This is a genomic window from Aeromonas sp. 600282 (genome assembly GCF_049175755.1).
GTDB lineage: Bacteria > Pseudomonadota > Gammaproteobacteria > Enterobacterales > Aeromonadaceae > Aeromonas > Aeromonas veronii_A.
On record NZ_JAAKVR010000016.1, the window covers coordinates 1 to 14436 of the forward strand.

A 14436-nucleotide genomic window follows, 5' to 3' on the forward strand; every position below is an offset into this window, starting at 1 on the left:
GAAAATCAAAAATTGTTTTTGATGCTCGATGCTGTGAGTGCCCACACAGATTGCTTGATTCAAATTGTTAAAGAGCGACGCAACAGCGTGTTGCTGCGGGAGTAGAATTCTACTCAACCGCCTTCTCGAGTCAAGCCTTATTTTCAAAGGCTTTTCGAGGTTACCCACTTGGCTTTCTGCGTTGCCGCTTGCCCTGTCGATGGAGGCGCATTATAGGGAACAGATTCTTTCTGGCAAGGCTAAACTGCATGTTTTTTTGATAAAACCGCACAACCGTTCAAACAACAAACAAAAAGCATAAAACTTGAACTGAATCACACATTCTTGAGGCAGATGACCGTCAAGTACCCCTCCCCTTCAACTCATATAAGCCATTTCGGATTGTTGACGTGCTAGCCAAAGCTCCTCCATCTCCAACAAGGTCTGATAGATTTTCTCCGCCTGCTCCGGTCGGCTGAACAGATAGCCCTGTCCATACAAGTGGATATCGGTCAGGGATCGCAGCACATCCAACTGGGCCTGTGTCTCAATCCCTTCACACACCAGACTCTTGCCCAGCATCGACCCCATCCTGCAAATATTGGCGACCAGTTCGGATGCCTCCATTGAGGTGTCAATGCCCTGTATAAAGGAGCGGTCGATCTTCACCTTGCTGACCGGTAACTTTTGCAGATAACTCAAAGATGAATAACCAGTCCCAAAATCGTCTAATGCCAGCAGTACCCCCTGCTGATTGAGATCCTGCATCAGTTGCAGCGAATTCTTCACTTCACGCATGGTGGTATCTTCAGTGACCTCCAAAACCAGACTGCTGGCTGGCAGGTGGTTCTCCATCAATGCCTTGGCCACCAGTTTGAGCAAATTGCGCTGGTACATGCCCGGCGAGATATTCACGCACATCTGCAGGTCGACCATACCCAACTGATGCCACTGATAAAGCTGCTCGCAAGCGGTGTTCAACACCCAGCCGCCCAGACGCTCGGCAAGCTGGAACTCCTCAGCCACCATGATCACTTCGTTTGGCGGAATAAAGCCCAGCTCCGGATGCCGCCAGCGCAGCAGTGCTTCGACAGCTTCACAACGGCCACTCTCGAGATTGACGATGGGTTGGTAATAGAGTTCCAACGCATTGTGTTCCAGCGCCATGATCATGTCCGAGGCCAAATGCTTGCGCCGCGCCGTCTCGTTGAGCAAGGAGTTATCGTAAATCACATAGGGGACATGGGTCTTGCGGCTATGGAACAGAGCCTGTTCCGCACGACTCAATAACTCCTGTGTTTTATCGCTGTCCATCGGATAGAAGGCAATCCCGATCCCCACCTCGAGCCGGAAGGGATAGTTATCATAGACGATATCTTGCTTCAGAACGTGCAGCAGTCGCGCTACCAGCTCCCTGACCTGACGCAGATCGCTGCTACCACGCTGGATAATGGCAAATTGATCGCCACCCAACCGACCACTCCACTCCCCTTCTTCACAGAGCAATCTGATCCGTCTGGCCAATTCACTGAGCAAAAAATCGCCCGCATCATAACCAAACTTGCTGTTGATATCTCTGAAGTCGTTGATATCGACCAATACCAATCCGAAAGGTACCTCCTGAGTGGCACAGAGCTCCATCCGTTCCAGCAATGCCACCCGATTGGAGAGACCCGTCAACGGGTCACGCCTTGCTGCCCTAAAGTGACGTCGAGCTTCATATACAAGAAGCAAGCTAAGGAGTAAAACCGAGATAACCAACCCCGACACCATCAACAGCAGAGCATTACGCAATTGACCAAAATGGCGATCATTCTCTGAGTAGATGTTGATGTTCTTCTGCATAACGGAAGCTAGTGCATAGGATAAAGGCTCCTGCAAGGGGGCTAGGCGCATCATTATTTGCTGGTAGACAGAGTCTCCGCTCTGCAGCTTGGTAATGACAGGCTCTATATCGCGAATGTTGTTTTCAATCAGTTGCACCAAGCGCAAGGTTTTCTGCTTATCCTGCATGCTTTTACGCAACTGACCGCTCAACAGGATGGGGGTTCTGCTCCAAAGAATGTCATAGCGCAACATCAGGTCATTGTGCTCTATTCCACCATAATGGTAGACCTCTACAGCACTGAGGAAACGCCCCAACTCGAGCTGCAGCTGCATCAGCGCCCAGGAGACATCATAGGTATATTTCTCCATCGCTCTGGTCGCATTCTGGAGCTGAACCAGACAATAAAGGGTGCTCCCGGTAAACGACAGAATGGATACATACAGAATGACGAGCAGTGGCCACGCCCTGGTCTTTCCTTTCACCCCGTGCTCCCGTGACTCTTTTATCAGTGTTGAATATCTATCAGGTCCAGCTGCCAAATCATCATGTCGGTATATTCAGAGCGCTTCAGCTCCGGATATTGATCAAGCGGCAACATAAACCAGAGCGGCCCCTTGTCACGGACCCTCATGGCTACCCCGTCATCTTCCCAAGCAAGAATAGGGTTATACTTGGCAACTTTGTCCCAATTGATGCGGATCTGAAAACTGTTCAATGCTGTCAGGGTTATGCTCTTGCCATTAGCCCCCACTGCGGCCAGCACGTCCGCCACCTTGGGCCCTCTGTACTTGTGAGGTTTATCAACCCAAGGGTTGCTGGTGACTATCTCATATTGCGGCAACGCCTGCAGCGTGGCCAAGTCAAAAAGCACTTTGCCGTCCACCTCATCTGGGGATCTGATATTGCCGCTTACTTTCAAGATCACAGGCCCCTTGAGGGCCTCGGCAGCCACAAGCGGCATGGCAATCAATGCAAACAGCAGAGTTATCCATCCAAGCACCTTCATCTTTCCCCCTTACACTTTTCTGCTATCAACAGACTCAGTTTAGCCAGATATAAAAAAACGGCTCGCCTTGAGCGAGCCGTTTGTCAAACAAAGCAAGGGGGGATGATTACATCATGCCCATGCCACCCATGCCGCCCATGTCAGGCATTGCAGGGGTATCTTTCTTCGGCAGTTCGGTGACCATGCACTCGGTGGTGATCATCAGACCGGCGATGGAAGAGGCAAACTGCAGGGCTGAACGGGTTACCTTGGTCGGATCCAGGATACCCATGGCCAGCATGTCACCATACTGTTCGCTGTAAGCGTTGTAACCGAAGTTGCCTTCGCCGTTCTTCACTGCATTGGCAATGACGGAGGCTTCTTCACCGGCGTTGATGACGATTTGACGCAGCGGGGCTTCCATGGCGCGCAGGGCAACCTTGATACCGACGTTCTGGTCTTCGTTGTCACCACGCAGACCAGCCAGTTTGGCTGCAACGCGAACCAACGCAACACCACCACCGGCAACCACACCTTCTTCAACCGCGGCGCGGGTAGCGTGCAGGGCATCTTCAACGCGGGCTTTCTTCTCTTTCATCTCGACTTCGGTGGCTGCGCCAACCTTGATCACGGCAACACCGCCAGCCAGCTTGGCTACGCGCTCTTGCAGCTTCTCACGATCGTAGTCGGAAGAAGTCTCTTCGATCTGCTGACGGATCTGGGCAACACGACCTTCGATCACACCGGCATCACCCACGCCATCGATGATGGTGGTGTTCTCTTTGGTGATGACGATGCGCTTGGCACGACCCAGATCTTCCAGAGTCGCTTTTTCCAGCTCCATGCCAACTTCTTCAGAGATGACGGTACCGCCAGTCAGTACGGCGATATCCTGCAGCATGGCCTTGCGACGGTCACCGAAGCCAGGCGCCTTGACGGCAGCCACTTTCACGATACCGCGCATGGTGTTGACCACCAGAGTCGCCAGGGCTTCGCCTTCCACGTCTTCAGCAACAATCAGCAGCGGCTTGCCAGCTTTGGCAACGCCTTCCAGCACCGGCAGCATTTCGCGGATGTTGGAGACTTTCTTGTCAACCAGCAGGATGAACGGGTCGTCCAGTTCAACGGAACCGGTCTCTTGTTTGTTGATGAAGTAGGGGGACAGGTAGCCGCGGTCGAACTGCATACCTTCAACAACTGCCAGCTCATCTTCCAGACCCTGACCATCTTCAACGGTGATGACGCCATCGCGACCCACTTTGTCCATGGCTTCAGCAATCAGCTTGCCCACTTTCTCGTCGGAGTTGGCGGAGATTGTGCCCACCTGAGCGATGGCATTGCTGTCAGCACACGGCTGGGACAGCGCCTGCAGCTCGGCAACCGCAGCCACAACGGCCTTGTCGATACCGCGCTTCAGATCCATCGGGTTCATACCGGCGGCAACGGCTTTCAGACCTTCGTTGACGATAGCCTGAGCCAGAACGGTTGCAGTAGTGGTACCGTCACCGGCGGCATCGTTCGCCTTGGAAGCCACTTCCTTGACCATCTGGGCGCCCATGTTCTGGAACTTGTCTTCCAGCTCAATTTCGCGCGCAACAGAAACACCATCTTTAGTGATGGTCGGGGCGCCGAAGGACTTGTCCAGCACCACGTTGCGGCCTTTCGGGCCCAGAGTCACCTTGACGGCATCAGCCAGGATGTTGACACCTTCCAGCATCTTGATGCGAGCTTCGTTACCAAACTTGACGTCTTTAGCAGCCATTTTCTTCAATCCTTTCTATCAATTCGGGGAAAATCGGGGATAGATTACTCTTCGACAATCGCCAGGATGTCAGTCTCGGACAGGATCAGGACGTCCTGACCATCCAGCTTCTCGGTCTTCACGCCGTAGCCTTCGTTGAAGATCACCTTGTCACCAACCTTCACGGCCAGCGCTTTCACATCGCCATTATCCAGGATGCGACCAGTCCCCACGGCAAGCACTTCACCACGGGTGGACTTCTGGGCCGCAGTACCAGTCAAGACGATACCGCCGGCAGATTTGGCTTCAGCTTCGATGCGCTTGATGATGACGCGGTCGTGCAGTGGACGAATTTTCATCGATAACTCTCCCAAAATGAGTCTCATTGTTGCTTTGAGGAATGGCCGTTCCAGGCCAAATTAGATATGTCCCTGATGTGGGGCAGAGTTGCTAACCCTTCAAGGGCAAATACAAAAAAAATTTTTTCACGTACTATAAACATCTTCGATGGTTCAGCCATGTCCACACCCTGGAGCAAGGTCGGTTCAAGCCGCCCGTTTTCCATGCCAGAACCTTCAAAGCCAGCTGTAGAGACGAGCCCTTGACCCGCACCAACCCCATGTTGACAGCCCCTATTCCGGTCGTACTGCGCCAGATGACGGGCCCCATGATCTTCGGCATCATCGCCATTCTGGCCTTCAATCTGGTCGATACCTTTTTTATCGGTATGCTGGGCACCGAAGCTCTGGCAGCCATCAGTTTTACCTTTCCTGTCACTTTTGTGGTTACCTCGCTGGCGATGGGATTGGGCGCCGGATTGTCAGCGGTGATCGGTCATACTCTGGGGCAGGGCAAACACGATGAGGCGGCCCATCTCGCCACCGACAGCCTGTTTCTGGCGGTGATCATGGTGGCCCTGCTATCCGCGGGGGGGGCTCTCACCATCAAGCCTCTGTTTACTCTGTTGGGGGCCAGTGCCGAGCTTATCTCTCTCATCCATGACTACATGCTGATCTGGTATCTCACCGTCCCCATGCTGGTGCTGCCCATGGTGGGCAATGCCGCTATCCGGGCGACCGGCGATACCAAAACCCCCAGCCTGGTGATGGCCATAGCCGGGCTGGTCAACGGGGTACTGGATCCTCTGTTGATCTTCGGTATCGGCCCCTTTCCCGAATGGGGGATCCGCGGGGCAGCCATCGCCACCTCTATCTCCTGGTTGATGGCGATGCTGGTCAGCCTCTATATCCTGCGTCATCGGGAGGGCTTGCTGCTGTGGCGCCTCTCGCCTCGGGCTCGGTTGCTGACCCACTGGCGGGCGCTGCTCCATGTTGCCGTCCCCGCCTCTTTTACCAATATGCTCAACCCTCTGGCCAATGCAGTGCTGATGACGATCTTTGCGGGCCTGGGTACCGAGGTGGTAGCCGCTTACGGCGCCGCATCGCGGGTCGAGGCGCTGCTGCTGATCGTGATGATGGCCCTTGCCTCCGTACTGGCCCCTTTCATCTCGCAAAACTGCGGCGCCGGCAATCCGGCCCGGGCCAAAGCCGCACTTCAGAGCTGCCTGCGCTTTGCCCTGCTGTTCCAGCTCGCCATCTATGGCCTGACCTGGCTGCTCGCCCCGCTGATCGCCAATCTGTTCAGCGATCATCCGCAGGTCATTCGCCTGATTATTCTCTATCTGCATCTGGTGCCGATCGGTTACGGCTTTCAGGGCATGGTGATGCTGCTGGCCTCGGCGCTAAATGGCGTGCGAGCATCCAGTATTTCGTTCTTGTTCAACGGATTGCGACTGTTTGGTTTTCTGTTGCCAGGAGCCTGGCTGGGGGCAAAGCTGGGGGGAGAACAGGGGATATATCTAGGAATACTGCTGGCCAATCTGGCGGCGGGCACCCTCGCGTGGTGGTATGCCCGACACCGCTTCGAGGCGCTGTGCCATCAGGGCAAACCCTGATTCAGTCACTCGCCTCGGGTTTTCGTCTCGTCGATTACTCTTTACGCTCACTCTTTGCGCTCAAATTCGCCTTCGATGGTGGTGCCGCCCTGCTTGGCGTTCCCCAGATGATCATCGGACGGTGCGTTGCCAAACGGCGATTGAGTACGCTGGAAACCGCCCATCTGCATCCGGAACTGGCTGCTGCCGATCAGCTTGTCAGCCAGTTTGTTGCGCAGCCAGGGTTGCAGCAACAGCACACCGAAAATGTCGGTCACGAAACCCGGGATAATCAGCAGCAGGCCCGCCAACGCCAGCATCATGCCCCCCATCACCTCGCGGCCCGGCATCTCGCCCATCTGCATCTTTTGCTGGGCGCTGAACAGGGTCTTGATCCCTTCACTTCGCACCAGCGAGGAGCCCAATACCGCGGTCAGTATGAGCAAGCCGACAGTCGGCAGCGCCCCGATTACCGAGCCGACCTCGATCATCACGGTGAGCTCCAGCACAACCAGACCCACCAACAACAAAAACAACTTGCCCATATCCACTCCAGCACCGGTAAATTGAGAAAAAGTGGCGCCCATCCAACGATGGTCAGAGGCGATTTTGCCGCCCCGTCATCACCACTTTCTGCCCTGAATAAATGGGGGCCGTCCCCCCTTTTTCAAGTTGGTCAACTGACTCCTACGTCATCAGCAATCTAAAAAACCAGCAAAAAGTCACAAAAATATATAAAAATCATCATGATAAAAACTTCATAACATATGTGTACTTTCCTCAAAGTAATTTGAAAATGTCGCAAATTTAGTGATCCACCTCTAATAACCGATACCTCAATTGGAGTAGTATATTGATTAGTTTTTCGGGAGGTCACTCTCCCTACCGCCCCACTCGATGTGTGGTGCTTCAGGATGAGCTGTGCGCAAGGAACTCGCGGCCACTCGGTGAGGATTTTTCCATTTATCTGATTTCTGAGGCATTACAATGAGCGACATCAAGAACGTCCGCATTGAAGAAGACCTGCTGGGCACCAAAGAAGTTTCCAATGATCTCTACTACGGTGTGCACACCCTGCGCGCTGTCGAGAACTTCAAGATCAGCTCTCAGAAGATTTCTGACGTTCCGGAATTCGTCCGCGGTATGGTGCTGACCAAGAAGGCCGCTGCGCTGGCAAACGGTGAACTGGGTACCATACGTCCTGAAATTGCTGACAAGATCGTAGAAGCCTGCGACCTGATGCTGAACACAGGCAAATGCTTCGACCAGTTCCCGGTCGACGTTTACCAGGGAGGTGCCGGCACCTCCGTCAACATGAACACTAACGAAGTACTGGCCAACATCGCCTTGGAAATCATGGGTCTGGAGAAAGGCCGTTACGACGTCATCAACCCGAACGACCACGTCAACAAGTGCCAGTCCACCAACGATGCTTACCCGACCGGTTTCCGCGTTGCTGTGGTCAACAGCACTGACGTGACTCTGCATGCTCTGGAAGCACTGATCGCCGCTTTTGATGCCAAAGCAGAAGAATTCAAGAAGATCCTGAAGATGGGCCGTACCCAACTGCAAGATGCGGTTCCGATGACCCTGGGTCAGGAGTTCCACGCATTCGCCGTGACCCTGCGTGAAGAGATCAAGTCCATCAAGCGTTGCCAGGAGCTGCTGCTGGAAGTGAACCTGGGCGCGACCGCCATCGGTACCGGTCTGAACACTCCGCCCGAGTACTCTGCACTGGCCATCAAGCGTCTGGCCGAGATCACCGGTCGTGCCTATGTGCCGGCAGAAGATCTGATCGAAGCGACCTCCGACTGTGGCGCCTACGTCATGCTGCACGGCGCCATCAAGCGTCTGGCCATGAAGCTGTCCAAGATCTGTAATGACCTGCGTCTGCTCTCCTCCGGCCCGCGCACCGCACTGAAAGAGATCAACCTGCCGGAAATGCAGGCGGGCTCCTCCATCATGCCGGCCAAGGTCAACCCGGTTATCCCGGAAGTGGTCAACCAATCCTGCTTCAAGGTATTCGGTAACGACATCACCATCACCTTCGCCGCCGAAGCCGGTCAGCTGCAGCTGAACGTCATGGAGCCGGTGATTGGTCAGGCGATGTTCGAATCACTGAGCCTGATGGAAAAAGCCTGTATTTCCCTGCGCGAGAAGTGCGTGGAAGGTATCACCGCCAACCCGGAAATCTGCATGAATCACGTGCTGAACTCCATCGGTATCGTGACCTACCTGAACCCCTTCATCGGCCACCACGAAGGGGATATCGTCGGCAAGATCTGTGCCCAGACCGGCAAGAACGTCCGCGAAGTCGTTCTTGAGCGCGGCCTGCTGAGCGCCGAGCAGCTGGACGAAATTCTCTCCATCGAGAACCTAATGAACCCGCAATACAAAGCCAAGCGTTTCACCCGCGAAGCTGCCGTATAAGCGAGTGTGGGCCGGGATCTTCCCGGCCCATAAAGTCAGTTCCCGATTGGTCTTTATCCCCAGCCCGATCGGGAATTGGCTTTTTGCCAAATAAAAACCAAAAACTAAAAAATGGAGTTATCGCTATGATTGGAATCGAGTTACTTGTCGTGCTCGCCGCTATCTATCTGGGGGCCCGGATAGGCAGCATCGGCATCGGCTTTGCCGGTGGTCTGGGGGTACTGGTATTGACGTGGGGTCTGGGCATGCCCATCCCGAGCGATCAACTGGTCAGCTACATCCCCTGGGATGTGATCATGATCATCGCGTCCGTCATCTGTGCCATCGCCTGTATGCAACTGGCTGGCGGGATGGACTATCTGGTCTTCCTGGCAGAAAAAGCGCTGCGCAAGAACCCCAAATACATCACCTTCGCCGCCCCGGTGGTCACCTATCTGATGACCATGCTGGCCGGTACCGGTCATACCGCCTTCTCCACCCTGCCGGTGATCGCGGAAGTGGCCAAAGAGCAGGGGATCCGTCCGTCCCGTCCGCTCTCCATCGCAGTTGTCGCCTCCCAGATCGCCATCACAGCTTCCCCGATCTCTGCCGCTGTGGTTGCCTTCTCCGGTATGCTCGAGCCGTTTGGTGTTGACTACCTGACCCTGCTGGCCATCTGCATCCCCTCTACCTTCCTGGCCTGTATCCTGGGCGCCTTCATTGCCAACATGATGGGCAAGCCGCTGGAGCAGGACGAAGTCTATCTGGAGCGCAAAGCCAAGGGTCTGATCAAACTGCGTGGTACTACCAAGCTCGAGATCAAACCGTACGCCAAGCTGTCGGTCTGGATCTTCATCGCAGCCATCGTTGCTGTCATGGCTTATGCCACTGCCATCTCCGGTAAAGTGGGCCTGATCACCAACCCGCCGATCCCCCGTGACGGCGCCATCATGGGCATCATGCTGGCCGCGGCCACCATCATGACCCTGGTGTGCAAACTGGACGCCACCCAGGTCACCAACATGCCGACCTTCAAGTCCGGTATGTCCGCCTGTATCTGCGTACTGGGTGTGGCCTGGCTGGGTAACGTCTTCGTTAAAGGCAACATGGACACCATCCAGCTGATCGCTGGCGACCTGCTGAACCAGTACTCCTGGCTGCTGGCCGTGGTGCTGTTCTTTGCCGCCATGCTGCTCTATTCACAAGGCGCCACCACCAAGGCCCTGATGCCTGCCGCACTGGCACTGGGTGTCAGCCCGCTGACTGCGATTGCCTCTTTCGCAGCCGTGAGCGCCCTGTTTGTACTGCCAACCTACCCGACCCTGCTGGCCGCGGTAGAGATGGACGACACCGGCTCCACCCGTATCGGTAAGGCGGTCTTCAATCACCCCTTCTTCGTACCGGGCACCGCCACCATCGCCATCGCCGTGGCGCTGGGCTTCTTCTTCGGCGGCATCCTGCTGTAACCCTATCGCCTGCCGATTACCAAACAAAAATCCCCGCCAGTTGGCGGGGATTTTTTTATCTCTTTACTCTGTACTTTGCAGTCTGCCAGCACGAGACCTGACCTCTTATACGGATGGCTCAACCACGGCGACAGCAGACACCACAACAGCGTGCCAGCGGCGCTATAACCACCGCTGCCGGATTGCAGGAGCAATAGGCCACCATGGTACTCACCACCACGCCAGAAGGCGGGATCCGTCGGATCAGACCGGATCCAAGGTATCCAGCGGCCAACGCGGCACGGCTTTGACCGCCAGCGGCTCAAACACGCCCGCTTTCAGGCGCTGCATACCGGCATAGGCAATCATGGCGCCGTTATCGGTGCAATATTCAGTGCGTGGATAGAACACCTCGCCCTTGAGGCTCTCCATCAGCTCCGCCAGCTGGGCACGCAGATGACGGTTGGCACTGACGCCACCGGCCACCACCAGGCGCGTGAGGCCGGTCTCTTTCAAGGCGCGACGGCACTTGATGGCCAGGGTATCGACCACCGCATCTTCAAACGCACGGGCGATATCGGCGCGGGTCTGCTCATCATCACCATTGGCGGCGATAGTGTTGGCGGTGAAGGTCTTCAGGCCGGAGAAGCTCATGTCGAGCCCGGGACGATCTGTCATCGGACGAGGGAAGTGGAAGCGCCCGGTAGTGCCCTTCTCGGCCAGACGGGAGAGCAGCGGACCACCTGGATAGTCCAGCCCCATCAGCTTGGCGGTCTTGTCGAACGCTTCGCCAGCAGCATCATCGATGGATTCCCCCAACAGCTGATAGCTGCCGATGCCGTCAACCCGTACCAGCATGGAGTGACCACCGGAGACCAGCAGCGCCACGAAGGGGAACTCGGGAGCTTTCTCTTCCAGCATGGGGGCCAGCAGGTGACCTTCCATATGGTGGACGGCGATAGCAGGCTTGTTCCATGCCATCGCCAGCGAACGACCAATAGTGGCGCCCACCAGAATGGCGCCAACCAGACCCGGCCCCGCAGTATACGCGATACCGTCGATGTCATCCTTGCCCAGTCCCGCCTCTTGCAATGCGGCCTGGATCAACGGGATCGTCTTGCGAACATGATCCCGGCTGGCGAGCTCGGGGACAACGCCACCGTAGTCCGCATGCAGCTTGACTTGGCTGTATAACTGATGGGAAAGGATCCCTTTTTGATCGTCGAAGATCGCGATCCCGGTTTCGTCACAGGATGTCTCTATGCCCAATACACGCATTGCTAAAAAATTTCACTGCTAAAATGAGACGGCTATGGTAACCTTCGCGGGTTTTTTAAACCAGAGCGATCTCTGCGGGTTTACTTTCATTCCCTGTCCAGAGTATAATTTCGCACCATTTTAAGACATGCTGATCGATTGAAGGTCAGCTAACAATTTATCACTGAGGTGAAAGGCACATGCCAGTAATCAAAGTCCGTGAAAATGAGCCGTTTGACGTTGCTCTGCGTCGTTTCAAGCGTTCTTGCGAAAAAGCCGGTATCCTGTCCGAAGTTCGTAGCCGTGAGTTCTACGAGAAGCCGACTACCATTCGTAAGCGCGCCAAAGCGTCTGCTGTCAAGCGTCACGCCAAGAAGCTGTCTCGCGAAAACGCACGTCGTATCCGCCTGTACTAATCGGGAGATATTGCCGTGTCTCTGAAGGATCAACTCAAGGATCAGCAAAAACTCGCCATGCTTGCCAAAGATAAGGCACGTCTGGGAGCGATCCGCTTGTTGATGGCAGAAATCAAGCAACGTGAAGTCGATACCCGTATCGAGCTGAATGATGAGGATATCCTCGCTGTCGTGACCAAAATGGTCAAACAGCGCCGCGATTCCATCAGCCAATTTGAAGCTGCCGGTCGCCAGGATCTCGCCGACAAAGAGTCCGCCGAGATCGTTGTGTTGCAGGAATTCCTGCCGCAACAGCTGACCGCAGATGAAATTGCTGCCCTGATCGAGCAAGCCATCACTGAAAGTGGTGCTGCCGTCATGGCTGATATGGGCAAGGTCATGGCTGTCTTGAAGCCGAAAATTCAGGGGCGTGCCGATGTCGGCGCCGTCAGTGCTCAGGTGAAAACCCGCTTGGCGTAACAGGCAACTCTCTTGTTTGGTCGAAGAAGCCGTGCTTCCCTTGGAATGCGCGGCTTTTTTATTTTCTCCGCAATGAAACAGGACGGTTATGGCAGGCAGGATCCCCCAATCCTTTATCGACGATCTGCTCGTACGCACAGACATAGTCGAGCTGATCGACTCGCGAGTGCGGCTGAAAAAAGCCGGTAAGAATTACCAGGCTTGCTGCCCTTTTCATAACGAAAAAAGCCCCTCTTTTACGGTCAGCCAGGAGAAGCAGTTCTACCACTGTTTCGGTTGTGGCGCCCACGGCAATGCCATCGGCTTTGTCATGGAGTACGACGGTCTCGAATTTCCCGATGCCATCGAAGAGCTCGCCAGCATGCAAGGCATGCAGGTACCTCGCGAGCAGAGCATCGGCGGCTCGGCCAATAGCCAGGCCGCCGTCAGCAAGGATCTGTTCGAGCTGATGAACCAGATCGCCCGCTTCTACGAGAGCAATCTCAAGAGCGCTCCCCATGCGGTGGAGTACCTCAAAGGCCGCGGTCTGACTGGCGAAGTGGTCAAGCGCTTCAACATCGGTTATGCCCCAAGTGACTGGGATCAGGTACGCCGCCGCTTCGGCGCCAGCCGGGATCACGAGCAGTTGCTTATCTCGGGCGGCATGCTGATCACCCGTGACAATGGCCCGGGGAGTTATGATCGTTTCCGCGATCGCATCATGTTCCCGATCCGTGACAAGCGTGGCCGGGTCATCGGTTTCGGCGGCCGGGTGCTGGGTGATGGCACCCCCAAATACCTGAACTCGCCGGAGACCCCCATCTTCCATAAAGGGCGGGAGCTGTTCGGTCTCTACGAAGTAAAGCAGGCACACAAGGATCCACGCCGGATCCTGGTGGTGGAAGGCTATATGGATGTGGTGGCACTCGGTCAGTACGACATCGACTATGCGGTGGCGGCGCTGGGTACTGCAACGACCAGCGACCATATCCACACCCTGTTTCGCACCACCGCCGAGGTAGTCTGCTGCTACGACGGTGACAACGCCGGTCGTGAAGCCGCCTGGCGCGCGCTGGATAATGCCCTCCCTCATCTGCAGGATGGCCGCGAGCTGAAGTTCGTGTTCCTGCCCGATGGCGAGGATCCCGACTCGCTGGTACGCCAGATCGGCAAGGAGGGTTTTGAAGCCCTGCTCGATGAAGCCCAACCGTTCGCCGACTTCATGTTCGAGCGTCTCGGCCGGGATGCCGCACTTTCGGGTGAGGCAGGCAAGTTCGAAGTGGCCAACAAGGCCGCCGAGCTTATTCGTCGCGTTCCGGAAGGGTTTACCCGCGAAGGGCTGATCACTCGTCTCTCCAGCATGATGCGTTGGGGCGAGAACAAACAGCGCATCGCCGAGCTCTTTGCTCGCAACAGTCAGCCCAAGGCCGAGGTCAACAAACCCAAGGCAGCCAAGCTGACACCACTGCGGCGTGCACTGGCACTGATGGTGCAATATCCGGCAGTAACGGCTGAGCTTCCCCCCATGCCGGAATTGGCCGGACTACGCGTACAGGGCATCAAGTTCCTGCTGCAACTGCACCAGCAAATCCAGGCACAGCCTGGTATCACAACCGGTATCCTGCTGGAACACTGGCGTGGTACCAAGGAAGGAGAGATCCTTGCTCAGCTGGCCATGCACGACCTGTTCGAGGAGATCAAACTCGATCAGGAGCCGGATATTCTGGGAGAATTGCAGGACACCTTCGTCGGCTTCATCAACCAGTTTCTGAAGCAGCGGATCGAAGAATTGCAGGCCAAAGTGGCTCAGGAAGGACTAAGCTCCGAAGAAACCCAAGAGCTGATGATGCTGATAAGAGAGGTGCAAATTGAGAAAAGAAATGAGAGTGGGGCTTGATATTTGAGTGATTAGTCCCAATATGGATAGCGTTGCCCGAATCGACGGGATGAAAAGCAAAATTTTTATAACCGCCTGGCCCCGACAATACTGCGGGCAGGGGTTTCT

At 55.5% G+C, this 14436-nt stretch carries 12 protein-coding genes; 6 read left to right on the forward strand and 6 right to left on the reverse strand.

Annotation, left to right across the window (positions count from 1 at the left end):
• Nucleotides 1-357: 357 nt before the first annotated feature.
• The 4 genes from G5137_RS15120 to G5137_RS15135 form a co-directional block, all read right to left on the reverse strand.
• Entirely contained in the window at nt 358-2289 is a 1932-nt protein-coding gene (locus G5137_RS15120; protein ID WP_421207312.1) for a putative bifunctional diguanylate cyclase/phosphodiesterase, read from the reverse strand.
• Between the two features lie 23 nt (nt 2290-2312).
• Complete coding sequence (locus G5137_RS15125; RefSeq protein ID WP_421207310.1) at nt 2313-2813, reverse strand: molybdopterin-binding oxidoreductase; 501 nt, start codon at nt 2811-2813, stop codon at nt 2313-2315.
• A 106-nt stretch (nt 2814-2919) separates the two neighbouring features.
• Nucleotides 2920-4554 carry a chaperonin GroEL gene (groL, locus tag G5137_RS15130; RefSeq protein WP_005340575.1) on the reverse strand — a complete coding sequence of 545 codons (1635 nt, stop codon included), beginning with the start codon at nt 4552-4554 and terminating at the stop codon, nt 2920-2922.
• A gap of 44 nt (nt 4555-4598) precedes the next feature.
• The gene (locus G5137_RS15135; protein WP_005309514.1) at nt 4599-4892 is read right to left on the reverse strand and encodes a co-chaperone GroES; all 294 of its coding nucleotides are present in this window, start codon (nt 4890-4892) and stop codon (nt 4599-4601) included.
• A 260-nt stretch (nt 4893-5152) separates the two neighbouring features.
• On the opposite strand from G5137_RS15135, the gene G5137_RS15140 reads away from it, so the two are divergent.
• Complete coding sequence (locus tag G5137_RS15140) at nt 5153-6487, forward strand: MATE family efflux transporter (protein ID WP_421208996.1); 1335 nt, start codon at nt 5153-5155, stop codon at nt 6485-6487.
• A 47-nt stretch (nt 6488-6534) separates the two neighbouring features.
• On the opposite strand, the gene G5137_RS15145 is transcribed toward G5137_RS15140, so the two are convergent.
• Nucleotides 6535-7011, reverse strand: coding sequence for an FxsA family protein (locus G5137_RS15145; RefSeq protein ID WP_005340570.1), 477 nt, complete (start codon nt 7009-7011; stop codon nt 6535-6537).
• 442 nt (nt 7012-7453) lie between these two features.
• Between G5137_RS15145 and aspA the strand changes: the two genes are divergently transcribed.
• Both aspA and G5137_RS15155 read left to right on the forward strand, forming a co-directional pair.
• Complete coding sequence (aspA, locus tag G5137_RS15150) at nt 7454-8896, forward strand: aspartate ammonia-lyase (RefSeq protein WP_005341227.1); 1443 nt, start codon at nt 7454-7456, stop codon at nt 8894-8896.
• Nucleotides 8897-9021: 125 nt separating this feature from the next.
• Nucleotides 9022-10341, forward strand: a complete 1320-nt coding sequence (locus tag G5137_RS15155; protein WP_021229055.1) for an anaerobic C4-dicarboxylate transporter — start codon at nt 9022-9024, stop codon at nt 10339-10341.
• Nucleotides 10342-10584: 243 nt separating this feature from the next.
• Here the strand turns inward: G5137_RS15155 and tsaD are convergent, their stop codons facing one another.
• Nucleotides 10585-11598 carry a tRNA (adenosine(37)-N6)-threonylcarbamoyltransferase complex transferase subunit TsaD gene (gene tsaD, locus G5137_RS15160; RefSeq protein WP_042052807.1) on the reverse strand — a complete coding sequence of 338 codons (1014 nt, stop codon included), beginning with the start codon at nt 11596-11598 and terminating at the stop codon, nt 10585-10587.
• A gap of 179 nt (nt 11599-11777) precedes the next feature.
• Between tsaD and rpsU the strand changes: the two genes are divergently transcribed.
• The 3 genes from rpsU (at nt 11778) to dnaG (ending at nt 14328) form a co-directional block, all read left to right on the forward strand.
• Nucleotides 11778-11993, forward strand: a complete 216-nt coding sequence (rpsU, locus tag G5137_RS15165; RefSeq protein WP_005309452.1) for a 30S ribosomal protein S21 — start codon at nt 11778-11780, stop codon at nt 11991-11993.
• Nucleotides 11994-12008: 15 nt separating this feature from the next.
• Complete coding sequence (locus tag G5137_RS15170; protein WP_005349081.1) at nt 12009-12452, forward strand: GatB/YqeY domain-containing protein; 444 nt, start codon at nt 12009-12011, stop codon at nt 12450-12452.
• A gap of 88 nt (nt 12453-12540) precedes the next feature.
• The gene (gene dnaG / locus G5137_RS15175; RefSeq protein ID WP_421255622.1) at nt 12541-14328 is read left to right on the forward strand and encodes a DNA primase; all 1788 of its coding nucleotides are present in this window, start codon (nt 12541-12543) and stop codon (nt 14326-14328) included.
• Nucleotides 14329-14436: the final 108 nt, after the last annotated feature.